The organism is Knoellia sp. Soil729 (genome assembly GCF_001427985.1).
Taxonomy (GTDB): domain Bacteria; phylum Actinomycetota; class Actinomycetes; order Actinomycetales; family Dermatophilaceae; genus Knoellia.
Genome location: NZ_LMSA01000003.1, coordinates 421,606 through 438,150 on the forward strand (window position 1 = coordinate 421,606; position 16,545 = coordinate 438,150).

Here is a 16,545-nt window from a genome sequence, read left to right on the forward strand (position 1 = left end):
CTCACGGCATCGCGGCGAGCCGCTTCTTGGCGGCCTCGACGTCGAAGTCGGCCTCCGGCCACTGGGGGTCGAGCTGCTTCAGGTGCTCGAGGACCAGCTCGGTCACGGCGAGGCGTGCGTACCACTTGCGGTCGGCGGGGACGACGAACCACGGGGCCACGTCGGTCGAGCACTTCTCGATGGCCACCTGGTAGGCCTCCTGGTAGTCCGCCCAGTGCGTACGCTCGTCGAGATCTCCGGTGTTGAACTTCCAGTGCTTGTCCGGTCGGTCGAGGCGCTCGGTCAACCGCTCCTTCTGCTCGTCGCTCGAGATGTGGAGCATGACCTTGACGATCGTCGTGCCTGACTGCGCGACCTCCTTCTCGAAGGCGTTGATCTGGGCATAGCGACGTGACCACTGAGCGCGGGGCACGAGGTCGTGGACCCGCACGATGAGCACGTCCTCGTACTGCGAGCGGTCGAAGACGCCGATCTGGCCCGGCTGCGGGACTGCCTTGCGGATGCGCCAGAGGAAGGGGTGCTTGAGCTCCTCCGGTGTGGGCGCCTTGAACGACGTGATGTCCACACCCTGCGGGTCGAACGCGCCGACCACGTGACGCATGATGCCGCCCTTGCCCGACGTGTCGGTGCCTTGGATGATCAGCAGCAGCGACCGCGTGCCACCCGCCTTGGACTCGGCATAGAGCCGCTCCTGCAGCTCGGCCAAGTGGGGTGCCAGCTCGGCGAGTGCGGCCTCGCCGTCGGCCTTGTCGCCGTCGAAGCCGGGTGTGGAACGGGGGTCGAGGGAGGCGAGCTCGAAGTCGTCTCCGGCTCGCAGTGTCTCCGTGAAGGAGACCGCCTCTGCGCCCTTGCCCTTCGTGCCCTTGTCCTTGCTGCCCTTGCTGCCCTTGCTGCGCTTGCTTTCCTTGCCACTCTTCTTCGCCATTCGGGCATCCTGTCAGGCAATCCGGGGCGTGTGGGTGTCAGACTTCCGGCGTGCGACTCCTCCTCGACGGCTCCTCCCGACTGTCCCCCGTCACATCGCTCGGCGAGGACGACTTGGCGCGGCTGTATGCCTGGCCACAGGGAGGCGGGGTGCGGGCCAACTTCGTGAGCACCCTCGACGGGTCGGCCGTGGGTGGCGACGGCCGCAGCGGCTCCATCAACACCGAGGCCGATGGACGTATCTTCCACCTGCAGCGTGAGCTGGCCGACTGCGTCCTCGTCGGAGCCGGGACGGCTCGCACAGAGGGCTACCGGCGGGGGAAGCGACCGATCGTGGTGGTGAGCAACAGCGGCAACCTCCCCCAGTCGCTCGCCGAGGGAGAGGGCCATGTCATCCTCGCCACCTGCGCCTCCTCGGGCCGCTCGGAGGACGACGGCGTGTGGATCGAGGGTGACGACGCCGTCGACCTCCACGCGCTCGTGGCGCGGCTGCAGCAGTCGGGTATGCCGCGGGTGCTGGCCGAGGGGGGTCCCCACCTCTTCCACAGCCTGCTCGACGCGGGGCTCGTCGACGAGTTCGCCCTCACGCTGTCGCCACGGATCGTCGGCGGGGACCATGTGCGCGTCGTCGACGGCGACCCCCTCGGAGGGGACGGTGGTCTGCGCACCGAGATCGCCCACCTGCTCGAGGAGGACGGCTCGATCCTCGGTCTCTGGCGCGTCCTCCCCAACCCCTGACAGCCATGGCCATCCGGCGCGCCGTGCTTTTCTCACCAATTCCCCCGATATGCACACGGCGTGTCCGTGCATTTTGGGGGAATTGGTGAGAAAGGTACGCGGGTGGGCGGGTCTCAGGTGGAGGCGAGGAGCTCCAGCGCGCGGAGCCGGTTGTCGAGGCCGGGAGCAGCGTTGTTCACCATGAGCTCGTCGGCCCGGGCCAGCTCGGCAAACTGGTCGAGGTAGTCGCGTACCGACCCGACGTCCCCGACCGCGGTGTAGGTCATCATGTGGCGCGCCTGGGCGCCTACGGGTGAGTCCATCAGGGCGTCGACGGTCGCATCGTCGAGCTGGCCGGCATACGCCGGGACTCGGGAGGCGAGCGAACGCACCCGTGAGCGCAGGACGGAGGCGGCCATCGCCTCGGCGTGCTCCTGCTCGTCCGCCACGACCACGTTGAGCGCGGCGATGACGTGGGGGTTCTGGAGCTGGTCCGAGGGCCGGAACTCGCGGCGGTAGACCTCGACCGCCTGACGCAGCGCATCGGGCGCGAAGTGGCTCGCGAACGCGTAGGGCAGGCCGAAGCGCGCCGCCAGCTGGGCCCCGAACAGCGAGCTGCCCAAGATGTAGAGCGGCACCTTGGTGCCACGACCGGGGACCGCGTTGATCGTGGGCACGAGGCTCTCGTCGGACAGGTAGCCCTGGAGCTCGAGCACGTCATCCGGGAAGCGCTCGGACGCCCGCGGGTCCACCCTGAGCGCGCGGCTCGTCACCTGGTCGGTGCCCGGCGCCCGCCCCAGCCCGAGGTCAATACGTCCTGGGTGCAGCTCGGCCAGCGTGCCGAACTGTTCCGCGATGACCAGCGGTGAGTGGTTGGGCAGCATGACGCCGCCCGAACCGACGCGGATGCGCTCGGTCCGGGCCGCCACGTGCGCGAGCAGGACCGCGGTGGCCGCGGACGCGATGGAGGGCATGTTGTGGTGCTCGGCGAACCACAAGCGCTCGAACGTGCCGAGCTCGTCCGCCTTCTGCGCCAACGTCACGCTGGTCTCGAGGGCCTCGCCGATGGACTGGTCACTGCCCACCGTGGCGAGGTCGAGCAGCGAGAGCCGCGGTCCTGCCGGGGTCATGCCGGGACCGCCACGCGGGTCTCGTCGTGCGCCGGTGCCGGGACCGAGGTCTCGTCCTCATCGAGCTGGAGGCGGACATCGGCACCCCCGAACGTGTTGGAGTCGTAGGTCGCCTCGTCCAGCAACCCGTTGCGCTTGGCGACGATCGTCGGCACGAGCGCCTGGCCGGCCACGTTGGTGGCGGTGCGGATCATGTCGATGATCGGGTCGATCGCGAGGAGCAGCCCGACACCCTCGAGCGGGAGGCCGAGAGTCGACAGCGTGAGGGTGAGCATGACGATCGCGCCGGTGAGGCCCGCGGTCGCCGCGGAACCCACGATGGAGACGAAGGCGATGAGCAGGTAGTCGGTGAGGCCCAGGTCCACTCCGAACAGCTGGGCCACGGTGATGGCGGCGAGTGCGGGGTAGATCGCGGCGCAGCCGTCCATCTTGGTGGTCGCACCGATCGGCACGGCGAACGAGGCGTAGTCACGCGAGACACCCAGGTTGTGCGTCACGACCCGCTGGGTCAGCGGCAGCGTGCCGATCGAGCTGCGCGAGACGAAGGCGAACTGGATCGCCGGCCATGCTCCGGCGTAGAACTTCGCGATGCTCAGGCCGTTGGCACGAGCCACGATCGGATAGATGACGAGAAGGACGATGAAGCAGCCGATGTAGACGTCAGCAGTGAAGATCGCGAGCGGGGCGAGCAGGTCCCACCCGTAGTTGGCCACGGCCGAACCGATGAGCGCGGCCGTGCCGAGCGGTGAGAGCTTGATGACCCACCACACGAGCTTGCTGAAGACCTCGAGTGCGCTGCGCGTGAGGTTGACGAACGGCTCGGCCTTGGCGCCCACGGACAGGGCCGCGGCACCGATGGCCAGGCCGAGGACGACGAGCTGCAGGATGTTGAAGTCGGGGCTCGAGCTGAGCGCCCCGGCCTCGTCGGCCGACGTCGAGACCTCGAGGCCGAGGAAGTTGCCGGGCACGATCGAGGTGAGGAAGTCGAGCCAGCTGCCGGTGTGGCCGGGCGCCTTGCCGGCACTGGTGTCGAGCGTGGCATGCGCGCCGGGGTTCGTGATGAGACCGAGGGTGATGCCGACGACGACCGAGGCGGCGGCGGTGATGGCGAACCACACCAGCGTCTCGCCGGCGAGGCGGGCGGCGTTGGTCACCTGCCGCAGGTTGGCGATGGAGACGATGATCGCGGTGAGGACCAGCGGGACGACGATGACCTTGAGCAGCTGGACGAAGATCCCGCCGACGGTCTTGAGCGTCTCGGCAAGCCAGGTCTGCTCGAACTGCCGGGCCACGAACCCGAGGACGACGCCGACGGCGAGGCCGATGAAAACCTGCGCCCAGAAGGGCACTCCGGAACGGGTGGGCTTGGGTGGTGCGGTCGACGCGGGCGCAGCGGCGTCGGGCGTGGTGCTGGACATGACAGAGCTCCTGAAAAAGGGGTGGGACGACGGTGGAGGGGCGACGGGTCGGAGGCGGTCAGCGCCGACAGCGGTCGCTGGCGTCCAGCCTCAGGTCCACGTGCAGCCGCCGCCACAGGGCAGGGGTCGTCGTCAGGGTGCACACATCAGGCCCCAACCTCGTGCGCCGCAGGACTATTCCCCCGTGTCGGCCGTGTCCGCCGTGTCCGCCGTGTCCGCCGTGTCGCCCTGACGGGCGAACTCGGTGACGAGGCGTTCCCACCGTTCTGGGTCGGTGTTCCACTCCTTGCAGTGCCGTGCGACGCGCCACTCCTCGTAGGTCACGAGATCGGGCCGGTGCTGGGCGAGCCGACGCGAGGGTCCGACGGGGACGAACTCGTCGTCGGCCGAGTGGATGAGCAGCATCGGGTGCCGTAGCTCGTCGGCGCGCCGAACCCAGTCGGTCTGGGCCACGTCGACCGACTCGTGCACGCCGACGAGGCGCTTGCCCCAGCGTCGCCCCATCATCGTGCGGGAGAGCGCACCGACCACCTTGGGCACGCGGTGCATGCGCGCGTGGTGCTCGAGCACGTCCCCCCAGTCGATGACCGGGCCGTCGAGCACGACGCGCGTCACGAGGTCGGCCAGCGGGGAGCGGTCGAGGAACTGCAGGGTGATGGCCCCACCCATCGACCACCCGAGGAGGAGCACCTCGTCGGCGCCGGCCTCCACCGCGTGCTCCACGGCCGACTCGATGTCGCGCCATTCCGACAGGCCGAGGTTGTAGCGGCCATCGGGCCCTGCGGGAACGTCCTCGTCGTTGCGATAGGTGGGGACCATCGACGTCCACCCTGCCCGGTGCAGCGCCGCAAGAGCACGCAACGCCTCGTCGCGCACCGCCCCACGGCCGTGGACGAGCACGGCCCACCGCGAGCCCCGACCTCCGGGTGCGGGGACGACCCAGGCTGGCAGGCGGCCCAGCTCACCCTCGACCTCGACGTGTTCGGTGGGCAGCCCCAGCGCGGTGTCCGGGGTGCCGGAGTAGTAGTAGCCGTTGAAGCGCGCGCCACCGGGACGGAGCACGCCGGCGTCGACGCCGAGGACCTCGCGCTCCACGGTTCCCTCGGCGACATCTCTGCCGGTGAGGTTCCCGATCCGGACGTGACCGCGACCGCCGTCCAGCCACAGGCCGTAGCGGCCCGGCACGACCGTCTCGGCGGTGGCGGACAACAGGACCCGGTCGCCGCGCACGTCCAGGATCTCGAGGTCGTCGGGGCGCTTCCTCTCGGGGGTGAGGACTCGACGGGCGAAGTATGCCGCGGCCGCCAGCGAGCCCGCGGCGCTCGCCACCGTGGTGGTCGCACCCACGGCCACGGCGGCACGCACGACGCGGCCGGTGCCCGCGCCTGCGCACCTAGGCATCGAGGACGTCGGCGAGGTCGTACGACACGGGCTCCTCGAGCTGGGCATAGGTGCAGGACTCGGGGTCCCGGTCGGTGCGCCACCGCACGAACTGGGCGGTGTGCCGGAAGCGCACGCCCTCCATGTGGTCGTAGCGGACCTCGACGACCCGCTCGGGCCGAAGCGGCGTGAACGACAGGTCCTTGCCCGCGGCCCAGCGGGAACCGGCCGAGTTCTGTGGCGTCCGCTTGCCCTCCACCTGCTTGGCCCACGCCCACGGGTGGTCATCGAAGTCGGTCACCAGTGGCTGCAGCTCCTCGAAGAGCTCCTTGCGCCGCGCCATGGGGAAGGCGCCGATGACACCGACGCTGGCCAGGGTCCCCTCGTCGTCGTAGAGCCCGAGCAGCAGTGAGCCGATGAGGTCGTCCCCGCTCTTGTGGGTGCGGTAGCCCGCGACGACGCAGTCGGCAGTGCGCTCGTGCTTGAACTTGTGCATGGTCCGCTTGTCGGGCTCGTAGGTGCCCTCGAGGGGCTTGACCATCACCCCGTCGAGGCCGGCTCCCTCGAACTGCTCGAACCACTGCCTGGCCACCGAGGGGTCCTGGGTCGCCCGCGTCAGGTGGATCGGCGCCTCCACACCCGCGAAGGCCCGCTCGAGCTCGGCACGACGCACCGAGAACGGCTCACCCATGAGGTCGCGCTCCCCCAGAGCCAGCAGGTCGAACGCCACGAAGCTCGCGGGCGTCTCGGCAGCGAGCTTGGTGACCCGGCTGGCCGCCGGATGGATGCGCTGCTGGAGCAGGTCGAAGTCGAGCCGGTCCTCGCCGGGACGCACGAGGATGATCTCGCCGTCGACGACGCACTTGTCCGGGAAGTTGGCCAGCACCGCCTCCACGACGTCGGGGAAGTAGCGCGTCATCGGCTTCTCGTTGCGGCTGCCGATCTCGACCCGGTCCCGGGAGCGGTAGATGATCGAGCGGAAGCCGTCCCACTTGGGCTCATAGCTCACGTCCCCCTCGACGAGCTTCTTGGACGGCTTGGCGAGCATGGGGGCGATCGGCGGCACGACCGGCATACCCCACTGCTCGTGCAGGTCGGCATCGCGCTCGGCCTTGGGCTTCATGTAGTCCTCGTCGGCCCGGTCGGTGCGGCGCTTGCTCGGCTGCACGCGCGGCGGCTCCCCCGGCATCTTGGGGTAGTCCGGGGGGAAGTTCAGCTCGCCGAGGCCACGCTCGACGTCGCCGTCCCACAGGGCGAGCGCCGGGGCGACGTCGCCAACACTCTCCCCCACGGCCTCCCAGGCGTCACCGCGGTCGGCGACGATCTCCGGAACGGTGAGGACGGTGAAGTCGCCCGGCGCGATCGTGGTCAGCTCCTCCCAGGACACGGGCATCGACACCGGCGCCCCGACGAGCGGGCGCGGGCTGTAGGCGGAGGCGATCGTCCGGTCCCGGCACGCCTGGTTGAAGTCCACGAAGACGCGTTCGCCGCGCTCCTCCTTCCACCACGACGTCGTCACCAGGTCGGGGAGGCGCCGCTCCAGCTCGCGGGCGATGCCGATGACCCCGTGGCGTACGTCGAGGAACTCGTGGGTCGGCCTGATCCGCGCGAAGACGTGCACCCCCCGGTTGCCCGACGTCTTCGCCCAGCCGGTGAGCCCCAGCTCGGCAAGCAGCTCTCGCAGCGCGAGGGCGGCCTCGACGGAGTCGCCGAACGTGCGCCCGGGCTGCGGGTCGAGGTCGATGCGCAGCTCGTCCGGGTTGTCATTGTCGGCCGTGCGCACCGGCCACGGGTGGAAGGTCACGGTGTTCATCTGGACGGCCCACACGGCGGCGGCCACCTCGTCGACGACGAGCTGCGCGTGGCGCCGGCCCGACGGGTAGCGGCACGACACCGTCCGGATCCAGTCGGGCATGCCCTTGGGCGGGTTCTTCTGGTAGAACTCCTCGCCCTCGATGCCCTCGGGGAACCGTTGCAGGGTGACCGGCCGGTCACCGATCGCGCGCACGAGTGGCTCACCGACAGAGACCATGTATGCCGCGAGGTCACCCTTCGTGATCCCGTCACCCGGCCACATGAGCCGGTCAGGACTGGACACCCTGACCTCGCGGGTTCCGTCAGGGCCGTCGATCTCCATCGTCAGGGGGGACGCCATGTGCCGCAGCCTAGCCACGGGGGCCGACGCCGCGGCCCGGACGCGGGCGTCTCGAGGATGCCACCAAGACTTTGCCGAGTGCTTACCCAAGGACTACAGACAAAGTTGTGCGAACGGCATACGGTCTGGAGACTTCCTCCCCGCTCACTCCCGAAGGACTCGACCCATGTCCGCTTTCTCCCGTCGAGCGTGCGCCGTTGCCGCGGCGCCCCTCGTTGCCCTACCGCTGGCCGGGGCGACCGCCCTGCTGACGGCCGGCCCGGCTCAGGCCGTCTCCACCACCGTCGTCATCTCCGAGGTCTATGGAGGCGGCGGCAACGCCAACGCACAGTTCGCGAATGACTTCATCGAGCTCGGCAACCGGTCGTCGAGCGCGATCAGCCTCGCCGGGTGGAAGGTGCAATACTTCTCGGCCTCCGGAGGCAGCGGTGGCTCCACCACGCTGACCGGCAGCATTCCTGCAGGGAAGACCTTCCTCGTCCAAGAGGGCTCCGGAGGCGCCAACGGCTCCGCCCTGCCCGAACCGGACGCCACGGGCGGCCTGAGCATGAGCGCCGCCAACGGCCGCGTCGACCTGTACGACGCCTCTGGCGCGCTCGTGGACCGGATCGGCTTCGGTACCGCCAACCTCTTCGAGGGCCAGGCGACCAGGTCCCTCTCGAACACCACCTCGGCGGCGCGCAACGCCGCGTTTGCCGACACCGACAACAACGCCGCGGACTTCACGGTCGGCGCACCGACCCCGGCCGCGTCAGGTCAGACGGGCGGGGGCGGAACGGACCCCGAGCCCGAGCCGGCTGCCATCGCGGTCACGATCGCCGAGATCCAGGGCCGGGGCGCGACCTCCCCCATGGTCGGCACGAAGATCGTCACCAAGGGTGTCGTCACCGCGGTCTACCCCGACGGCGGCTTCAACGGCTTCTACGTGCAGACCCCGGGCACCGGCGGCGCGACCGACGCGACCCCCGGCGCCTCCGACGGAGTCTTCGTCTTCGGCAACACCTCCCCGGCAGTGGGCGACTGCGTCACCGTCACGGCGACCGTGGACGAGTACAACGGCCTCACCGAGCTCACCAAGGCCGACGTGGCCACGGCCTCTGAGTGCGCGGCTGTCACGGAGACGCCGCTGGCCACCCTCCCGGTGACCGACGCCGAGAAGGAGCAGTACGAGGGCATGCTCGTGAGGCCCCAGGGCTCCTACACGATCACGAACAACTACGACCTGAACCGGTTCGGCCAGGTCGGGCTCGCCGTCGGCGAGAAGCCGCTCTACACCGCCACGGACGTCGTCCTCCCCGGAGCCGCAGCCACGGCATACGAGGCCGAGAACGCGAAGAAGTACATCACCCTCGACGATGGGTCGAGCTGGGACTACACGCGGAACACCACGGCGCAGAATTCACCGCTGCCCTACCTGTCGCAGGCCGAGCCGATGCGCGCAGGGTCGCACGTCACCTTCGCCAAGCCCGTCATCCTCGACTACCGGTTCCAGTGGAACTACCAGCCGACCGGCCAGGTCGTCGGCCCCACCGACGCCGACGACCCGGTGGTGAGCGAGAACGACCGTGAGACCGCTCCGCCCGCCGTGGGTGGCGACATCCGGCTCGCGACGTTCAACGTCCTCAACTACTTCACCGACCTCGGTGAGACCGAGGACACCTACAAGAACTGCCCGTTCTTCGCCGACCGCGCGGGCACGCCGGTCACGACGAACTTCTGCGAGGTCCGCGGCGCCTGGACCCCCAAGGCGTTCAGCGACCAGCAGACCAAGATCACCACCGCGATCAACGGCCTCGCTGCCGACGTCGTCTCGCTCGAGGAGATCGAGAACTCGTCGGGCATCAGCTACCTCCCGGGACAGCCGCGCGACAAGGCGCTCGCCACCCTCGTGACGGCCCTCAACGCCGACGGCGGGCAGTGGGCCTACGTCCAGTCGCCGACCGTCACCCCGGCCAGCGAGGACATCATCCGCACGGCGTTCATCTACAGGAAGGACTTGATCCAGGCGCTCGATGCGTCGCAGATCCTGCTCGACCCGGCCTTCGCCAACGCCCGCTACCCGCTGGCGCAGAAGTTCAAGGCCAAGAACGCCGGTTCACCGTTCGTCGTCATCGCCAACCACTTCAAGTCCAAGGGCTCGGGCTTTGACGACGGCACCGGGCAGGGCAACTCCAACCCCTCGCGCGTTGCGCAGGCCAAGGCCGTGAGCACGTGGGCCAACACCGTGTTCGCCGACGAGGCCGTCTTCATGGTCGGTGACTTCAACGCCTACGCGATGGAGGACCCGGTACGCGAGATCGAGGCCCGCGGGTTCACCAACCTCGGCAAGACGTTCGAGCCGACGTCCGCGAGCTACCAGTTCGACGGGCGCGTCGGCTCCCTCGACCACGGCTTCGCCAACGCCAAGGCGCTCACGATGGTCACCGGCGCCGGCGTGTGGGACATCAACGCGGACGAGTCCGTCGCGATGCAGTACTCGCGTCGCAACTACAACGTGACGGACTTCTTCGCCGCCACGCCGTACTCGTCCTCGGACCACGACCCGCTGGTCATCGGCCTCGCCGTCAAGGGCCGCGGTCCGCGCTGAGGCCAGGGCTGAACCGCTGACCGACTGAGACCACGAGGCCCCCGGGAACGTTTCCGGGGGCCTCGTGGTTTCCTCTTGTCATGGAGCCCACGAACCGCACGTATGCCGTCACCAAGACCGATGAGGAGTGGAAGGCCGAGCTCAGCCCGCAGGAGTACGCCGTCCTGCGCCAGGCGGGCACGGAGGCCCCCGGGGTGGGTGAGTACACCGACACCAAGACCGAGGGCGTCTATGCCTGTCGCGCCTGTGGGTCGGAGCTGTTCACGTCGGAGACGAAGTTCGAGAGCCACTGCGGCTGGCCCTCGTTCTACAGCCCGCTCGCCGGTGACTCGGTCGAGTTCCTCGAGGACTCCTCCCTTCCCGGCCGCCCCCGGGTCGAGGTCCGCTGCGCCAGCTGCGGCAGCCACCTCGGGCACGTCTTCGAGGGTGAGGGCTACGACACCCCCACCGACCAGCGGTTCTGCATGAACAGCATCGCCATGACCCTGCGCCCCGCCGACAGCGCCACCGCCTGACCCGCCCCCCGACCCGCCCCCCGCCCCGCCCCACCCACCTCCCCTTTTACGGCTGATCACGGAAGCGGAGCGTTCAGCCCGGAACCGTTCCCGGCCGAACGCTCCACTTCCGGGCTGATCCGCCCCCCTGAGGCGGTGTGGGGCAGCGCGCGCCGGACCATGGCTGAGGCCCTGCCTGGCGTCTCCAGGTGCGACCAGGTCACCCGCACGAAGAGGTGACCGAGGGAGCGCATCTCGTCCACACGGCGCTTCTCGGCCCAGAGGACCTCACCGTCACCGTCGGCATACTTCATCTTCCCGTCGACCTCGATGATGACGTTGGTGCCCTTGACCCGGAAGTCGGCGCGTCCGACGACCTTGCCGTCGGCCCGCCGGATGACGACCTGCGACTCGACCTGTATGCCGTGTGTCACGAACTCGACGCGGGCTCGGCTTTCCGCGACGGACTCGCAGGCCGGGTCGACGAGGTCCCGCATGGCCCGCGCACGGCTCGAGCGGGGCCACGTCGCCACCCGCTCGACCGCAGCCTCGAGCTCCGCCATGGAGACCTGACCACTGTGCAGTGCGGCATCCGCGGACACGACGCCCTGGACTATCCCGTGGTCCATCGCCAGCTGCACCAACGCGTCTGCGAGCGGCACGGTCGGACCGTAGGGCGACTCAACCGACGTTGACACCCCGCCGCCCGGACGAACCCTGAACGGCTTGACCCCCACCTGGTGGGTGATCGGTCGTCGCAGCTCGGGCCGGTCGAGCCGGCAGTTCCACACGGGCACCCCGTGGGCCAGCACGGCCGTGACACCGGTCAGCTGTGCGTCCTCGTACAGAAGGTGCGCTCCACGCGCGAGAGTCAGGTGCCACGCAAGGGGACGTGTGTCGACGAGCGAGGCCACGGCATACAGGCCTCGCGTCGGGTGGAGCACGGTCCGGCCACGGACGAGCTCACGCAACCACGTGCGCGACAGGCCGAATTGATGTGCCTGGGCGGTGGTGAAGAGGCCACCCTGCTCTTGGGCGAGTGCGACGAGGTGTGGGTCGAGGTCCATGACCGTCACCGTGGGCCACCGCACCGGCGAGCGCCACAGCCCCCGCGGAGTCTGTGGATGACGTCGCAGGGGGGCGAGCCCTGTGGACAGGAGAGCGAACGACGAGCTTCAGCCGGGAAACGGAGTGTTCAGCCGCACACAGTTCCGGGCCGAACACTCCTCTTCTGTGACCAGCCGGAAAAGGTGAGGTGGGTGGGGTCAGCGCTGGGCGTTGATGAGGTCCGCAATGGAGACGCGGGGGCCGGTGAAGAACGGCACCTCTTCGCGCACGTGCATCCGCGCCCGCGACGCCCGCAGCTCGCGCATGAGGTCGACGATGCGGTGCAGCTCCTGCGCCTCGAAGGCGAGGATCCACTCGTAGTCCCCCAGCGCGAACGACGAGATCGTGTTGGCGCGCACGTCGGGGTAGTCCCGCGCCTGCTGGCCGTGCTCGCGCAGCATGTCGCGGCGCTCGGAGTCCTCCAGGAGGTACCAGTCGTAGGACCGCACGAACGGGTAGACGCACACGTAGGCGCCGGGCTCCTCGTCGGCGAGGAACGCCGGGATGTGGCTCTTGTTGAACTCGGCCGGGCGGTGCAGCGCCGCGTTGGACCAGACCGACGAGAGGTGCTCGCCGAAGTCGGTGCGCAGCAGCCGGTGGTAGGCGTCCTGGAGGTCCTCGATGCGCTCGGCGTGCCACCACACCATGAGGTCGGCGTCGCCCCGCAGCCCGGCGACGTCATAGAAGCCGCGCACCACGACGTCACCCGACTCCAGATCGGCGACGAGCTCCTCGACCTCGGCCACCATCGCCGCGCGGTCCGCGTCACCGATCCCCTCGGTGACCTCGAAGACGGACCACATCGTGTAGCGAATCGTCTCGTTGATCTCGCGCATCCGCGCGGGGGTGGGCTTCCTGGTGGCGGGTCGACCGGTCGGGGTGCTCATGCGCTCATTCTCCCGCGCCCGGTCCGGCGCTCGTCAGGTGGGTCACCGTCGCGCGGGCGGCCGCATGCGCCGAGGCGATGACGGCCGGGATTCCGATGCCCTGGTAGGCGGCACCTGCCACCTCGAGACCGGGCACCCGCGCCACTGCTTGGCCCACGCGCTCCATCCGGTCGACATGCCCCACGGTGTACTGCGCCAGTCCTCCGCCCCATCGCCGGACGTGGCTGTCAACGAGCGTGAGCGGCGGGGCACCCACCGCCTCGGCGATCTCGCGGCGCGCCAGGTCGACGAGCTCGGCGTCGTCGCGCTGCAGCGTCGCCGTCTCCCCCGCCCGTCCCACGGACGCACGCACGTATGCCGTGTCGCCACCTTCTGCAGCCAGCCACCCCCACTTGGCTGAGCTGAACGTGCTCGCCTTGATGCCGCGGTCGTCCACCGGCGGCACGAGGAAGCCGGAGCCCTCCCACGACGCGACCTCGGCCCTCGGGACGGCGAGCGTGATGACCGCCACCGAGGCCATCTCGACGTCGGCCAGCGCAGCGGCGGCATCGGGGGCGACCGCGCCGAGGAGCCGGGACGCCGGCGGCGGTGGCACCGCGACGATCACGGCGTCGAACTCCTGTCGGCGTGGCTGGGTCGTCGGGCCGCTGAGTACCGACCAGCCGCTGGCCGTCCGCTCGAGGCCGCGCACGATCGTGCGCGACTCGATCACTGCACCGCGTCCTTCGACGTCGGCCGCGAGGAGCTCGGCCAACCTGCCCACGCCACCAACGAGGCCGATGAAGGGCGGACGTGCGGTGCCGGCCTGCGGGTCGACGACCGGGGGCGCGAGCAACGACCCCCGGTCCCTGGCGATGGCCCAGACCGCAGGCATGGTGGCGCGCAGGGACAGGTCGCGGGAGTGGCCGGCATACACACCGCCGAGGAGCGGCTCCACGAGCCGTTCGACGACAGCGGCACCCAGCCGCGCACCGACGTAGTCGCCGACGCTCACGTCGTCCCCCACTTCTGGGGCGGGGGACTCGGCTCGCATGCGCGACTCCTCGTCCGCGGTGAGAAGCCGGCCGATGACCGAGTCGGCGAACGGCACGCCAATCCGGGTGCGCGGCAATGGATGCAGCTCACCGCGCGACCACACCCGGGCGGAGGTCGTCGTGGGCGTGACGATGTCTGTCGTCTCGGCGAGCTCGCCGACGAGGTCGATGGCCTCCGGTCGCACGGCCAGCATCGCCTCTGCCCCGACGTCGACGAGGTGCCCACCGATCTCCTCCCGGCGCACCTTGCCACCCACGCGGTCGGAGGCGTCGAGCATGACGACCTGCGCGTCCGGCAGGGCGACCAAGACGTCACGCGCGGCGGTGAGTCCGGCCACTCCCCCACCGATGACGGCGACGGACGGGCGGGGCTTTGGTGCGGCGTGGCTCACCTCCTCACTCTCTCACCGGCCGTCACCAACTCGTGACCCGGACCGAGGGAACCAACGCGTGGCACGGAGGAGTCTCATCACCAACAGCACCCGCCGACGCCGCGGGCCGAGCCCGAAGAAGTGGAGAGCACCATGAGCAACCAGGTTCTTCGCCCCATCGCACCGTGGCGACGCCGCATGGCGGGCAGCGCGCTCGCCGGCCTCCTCGCGATCACCGCTCTGAGCGCCTGCGGTGGTGGCGGCAGTGGCGGAAGTGGTGACTCGGGCAGCAGCGTGACGGGCTTCTCGCAGTCCGACGCGGCAGCCAAGTCCGGCCCGGAGGCACAACCCGCGGCGGGTGCCGGGGATCCCAGCGCCGTCTCGCCCGAGTCGGCCCGCGCCGGCGTCGGCCAGAAGCTCGTGCGACGCGCCAACCTCAACCTCAAGGTCGACACGTTGACCACGGCAGCGCAACGGATCCGCGCGATCGCCACCCAGCAGAGCGGGGCCGTGGTCTCCGAGGAGCTCTACACCAGCGAGCAGGGGCGCGACACCTCCGGCTCGATCACGATCAGCGTTCCCGCGTCGTCACTGGACGCGACGATCGCGCTCATCGAGAAGGTCGGCGACGTGCAGTTCCGCAACACCTCGAGCGAGGACGTGACGGGCACCTACGTCGACACCGAGGCGCGGGTGGAGTCGCTGACGGCGAGCGTCGCCCGCATGCGCGAGCTCATCAGCAAGGCGTCCACGGTGGCGGACCTCGTGGCGCTCGAGAACGAGCTGTCGAAGCGTGAGGCCGACCTCGACGCGCTCACGGCACAGCTCAACAGCCTCAAGGACCAGGTGGCCCAGTCGCCGATCGCGATCTCGCTGTCCACCAACGACTTCCAGTCGGTGAGCGCCGGTGGGTTCCTCTCCGGGCTGAAGTCCGGATGGTCGGCGTTCCTGACCTCCGTGTCGGTGCTTGTCACCGTCGTCGGCGCGGTCCTCCCGTTCGCTGTCGTGATCGGCGTGGTCGCGGTACCCGTCGTGTGGTGGCTGCGACGGCGCCGGGCCGGACGGCTGCCCCTCGTGGCACCGGCGCCCCAGACTGCGGGGCCGATGACCCCGCCCTCAGCGGGCTGAGTGCTCGTGCACGACCTCGACGATCCTCGTGAGGACGTCGGGGTCGGCGTTCGGCGGCACGCCGTGACCCAGGTTGAAGATGTGGCCCGGAGCCGCGCGGCCCTCGTCGACGATTGCACGAACGCGCTTCTCGAGAACGTCCCACGGGGCACCCAGCAGAGCCGGGTCCAGGTTGCCCTGCACGGCATACGAGTCCCCGAGTCGCGCAACGGCATCGGTGAGGGACAGGCGGTAGTCGACCCCGACGACCTCCGCCCCCGCCTCGCCCATCAGGGCGAGCAGCTCGCCGGTGCCGACGCCGAAGTGGATGCGCGGGACACCGAGGTCGGCGACCGCGGCCAGCGCTGTGGCCGAGTGCTTCTGCACGTATGCCGTGTAGTCGGCTCGCGAGAGAGCGCCCACCCAGGAGTCGAACAGCTGGACGGCGCTGGCCCCGGCCTCGACCTGGACGCGCAGGAAGGCGCCGGAGATCTGGGCGAGGCGCTCGCAGAGGTCGTTCCACAGCTGCGGGTCACCGTGCATGAGCGCCTTGGTGTGCTCGTGCGTCTTGGACGGACCGCCCTCGACGAGGTAGGACGCGAGGGTGAAGGGAGCCCCCGCGAAGCCGATGAGCGGGGTGCTGCCGAGCTCGGCGACGAGGCGCTGCACCGACTCCGTGATGTCGGGAATCGCATCCGGCGTGAGGGCGGGCAGGCGGTCGAGGTCAGTCCGCGTCCGGATCGGCTGGGCAACGACCGGGCCGGTGCCGGGCACGATGTCGAGGTCCACCCCGACGGCGGCGAGGGGGACGACGATGTCGGAGAAGAAGATCGCCGCGTCGACCTTGTGACGCCGCACCGGCTGCAGCGTGATCTCGGTGACGAGGTCCGGTGTGCGACAGGCCTCGAGCATGGCCGTGCCCTCGCGCAGCTCGCGGTACTCGGGCAGCGAGCGGCCGGCCTGCCGCATGAACCACACGGGGGTGTGCGGGACGGGCTGGCGGGTGGCGGCGAGGACGAGTGGGCTGTCAGCAATCACGCCGCTGATCCTCTCATCCCGCCAAAACACCACTGATTGCCCGTTCGGACAGTGGCACTGCACGACTGATTGCCCGTTCGGCCGGTGGCACCGCACGACTGATTGCCCGTTGGGCCGGTGGCACCGCGCCACTGATTGCCCGTTCGGCCGGTGGCACCGCACGACTGATTGCCCGTTGGGCTACCGCCCAACGGGA

The 16,545-nt window shown here is 70.0% G+C and carries 13 protein-coding genes; 4 read left to right on the plus strand and 9 right to left on the minus strand.

All coding sequences use genetic code 11. From position 1 onward, the window contains the following. Position 1: 1 nt before the first annotated feature. On the minus strand, positions 2-925 hold the full coding sequence (locus ASG74_RS13780) for a polyphosphate kinase 2 family protein (RefSeq protein WP_056144594.1): 924 nt from the start codon (positions 923-925) through the stop codon (positions 2-4). A 50-nt stretch (positions 926-975) separates the two neighbouring features. On the opposite strand from ASG74_RS13780, the gene ASG74_RS13785 reads away from it, so the two are divergent. Further along, entirely contained in the window at positions 976-1,662 is a 687-nt protein-coding gene (locus ASG74_RS13785; RefSeq protein ID WP_056144597.1) for a dihydrofolate reductase family protein, read from the plus strand. A gap of 113 nt (positions 1,663-1,775) precedes the next feature. Here the strand turns inward: ASG74_RS13785 and ASG74_RS13790 are convergent, their stop codons facing one another. The 4 genes from ASG74_RS13790 to ASG74_RS16980 all read right to left on the minus strand — a co-directional run bounded on the left by ASG74_RS13790 (position 1,776) and on the right by ASG74_RS16980 (position 7,724). Next, on the minus strand, positions 1,776-2,771 hold the full coding sequence (locus ASG74_RS13790) for an LLM class flavin-dependent oxidoreductase (RefSeq protein WP_056144599.1): 996 nt from the start codon (positions 2,769-2,771) through the stop codon (positions 1,776-1,778). Further along, complete coding sequence (locus ASG74_RS13795; protein WP_056144601.1) at positions 2,768-4,189, minus strand: dicarboxylate/amino acid:cation symporter; 1,422 nt, start codon at positions 4,187-4,189, stop codon at positions 2,768-2,770. The genes ASG74_RS13790 and ASG74_RS13795 overlap by 4 nt, the downstream gene beginning before the upstream one ends. A gap of 174 nt (positions 4,190-4,363) precedes the next feature. Further along, positions 4,364-5,554, minus strand: a complete 1,191-nt coding sequence (locus ASG74_RS13800; protein ID WP_235498975.1) for an alpha/beta hydrolase family protein — start codon at positions 5,552-5,554, stop codon at positions 4,364-4,366. 28 nt (positions 5,555-5,582) lie between these two features. Next, positions 5,583-7,724 carry an ATP-dependent DNA ligase gene (locus ASG74_RS16980; RefSeq protein ID WP_082569750.1) on the minus strand — a complete coding sequence of 714 codons (2,142 nt, stop codon included), beginning with the start codon at positions 7,722-7,724 and terminating at the stop codon, positions 5,583-5,585. A gap of 166 nt (positions 7,725-7,890) precedes the next feature. On the opposite strand from ASG74_RS16980, the gene ASG74_RS13810 reads away from it, so the two are divergent. Together ASG74_RS13810 and msrB are read left to right on the plus strand one after the other, a co-directional pair. Next, on the plus strand, positions 7,891-10,311 hold the full coding sequence (locus ASG74_RS13810; protein ID WP_056144605.1) for an ExeM/NucH family extracellular endonuclease: 2,421 nt from the start codon (positions 7,891-7,893) through the stop codon (positions 10,309-10,311). An 80-nt stretch (positions 10,312-10,391) separates the two neighbouring features. Continuing rightward, positions 10,392-10,826, plus strand: a complete 435-nt coding sequence (msrB, locus tag ASG74_RS13815; RefSeq protein ID WP_056144608.1) for a peptide-methionine (R)-S-oxide reductase MsrB — start codon at positions 10,392-10,394, stop codon at positions 10,824-10,826. A gap of 56 nt (positions 10,827-10,882) precedes the next feature. Here the strand turns inward: msrB and ASG74_RS13820 are convergent, their stop codons facing one another. The 3 genes from ASG74_RS13820 to hemG all read right to left on the minus strand — a co-directional run bounded on the left by ASG74_RS13820 (position 10,883) and on the right by hemG (position 14,225). Continuing rightward, complete coding sequence (locus ASG74_RS13820; RefSeq protein WP_056144611.1) at positions 10,883-11,872, minus strand: type IV toxin-antitoxin system AbiEi family antitoxin domain-containing protein; 990 nt, start codon at positions 11,870-11,872, stop codon at positions 10,883-10,885. 198 nt (positions 11,873-12,070) lie between these two features. After that, positions 12,071-12,799 (minus strand): hydrogen peroxide-dependent heme synthase, encoded by a 729-nt coding sequence (hemQ, locus tag ASG74_RS13825; RefSeq protein ID WP_056144613.1) that lies wholly within the window; start codon positions 12,797-12,799, stop codon positions 12,071-12,073. 4 nt (positions 12,800-12,803) lie between these two features. Beyond that, complete coding sequence (gene hemG, locus ASG74_RS13830) at positions 12,804-14,225, minus strand: protoporphyrinogen oxidase (RefSeq protein ID WP_056144615.1); 1,422 nt, start codon at positions 14,223-14,225, stop codon at positions 12,804-12,806. A gap of 132 nt (positions 14,226-14,357) precedes the next feature. Here hemG and ASG74_RS13835 point away from each other — a divergent pair, with 132 nt between their 5' ends. After that, positions 14,358-15,332, plus strand: coding sequence for a DUF4349 domain-containing protein (locus ASG74_RS13835; protein ID WP_056144617.1), 975 nt, complete (start codon positions 14,358-14,360; stop codon positions 15,330-15,332). Here ASG74_RS13835 and hemE read toward each other — a convergent pair. Further along, positions 15,321-16,349: a uroporphyrinogen decarboxylase gene (gene hemE, locus ASG74_RS13840; RefSeq protein WP_082569751.1), complete on the minus strand. Its 1,029-nt coding sequence runs from the start codon at positions 16,347-16,349 to the stop codon at positions 15,321-15,323. The genes ASG74_RS13835 and hemE overlap by 12 nt on opposite strands. Positions 16,350-16,545 lie beyond the last annotated feature (196 nt).

Bases quoted from the DNA above. Each gene is read 5' to 3' on its own strand.
- ASG74_RS13780 (WP_056144594.1), bottom strand. From the start codon at position 925: ATGGCGAAGAAGAGTGGCAAGGAAAGCAAGCGCAGCAAGGGCAGCAAG.
- ASG74_RS13790 (WP_056144599.1), bottom strand. From the start codon at position 2,771: ATGACCCCGGCAGGACCGCGGCTCTCGCTGCTCGACCTCGCCACGGTG.
- ASG74_RS13795 (WP_056144601.1), bottom strand. From the start codon at position 4,189: ATGTCCAGCACCACGCCCGACGCCGCTGCGCCCGCGTCGACCGCACCA.
- ASG74_RS16980 (WP_082569750.1), bottom strand. From the start codon at position 7,724: ATGGCGTCCCCCCTGACGATGGAGATCGACGGCCCTGACGGAACCCGC.
- ASG74_RS13810 (WP_056144605.1), top strand. From the start codon at position 7,891: ATGTCCGCTTTCTCCCGTCGAGCGTGCGCCGTTGCCGCGGCGCCCCTC.
- msrB (WP_056144608.1), top strand. From the start codon at position 10,392: ATGGAGCCCACGAACCGCACGTATGCCGTCACCAAGACCGATGAGGAG.
- ASG74_RS13820 (WP_056144611.1), bottom strand. From the start codon at position 11,872: ATGGACCTCGACCCACACCTCGTCGCACTCGCCCAAGAGCAGGGTGGC.
- hemQ (WP_056144613.1), bottom strand. From the start codon at position 12,799: ATGAGCACCCCGACCGGTCGACCCGCCACCAGGAAGCCCACCCCCGCG.
- ASG74_RS13835 (WP_056144617.1), top strand. From the start codon at position 14,358: ATGAGCAACCAGGTTCTTCGCCCCATCGCACCGTGGCGACGCCGCATG.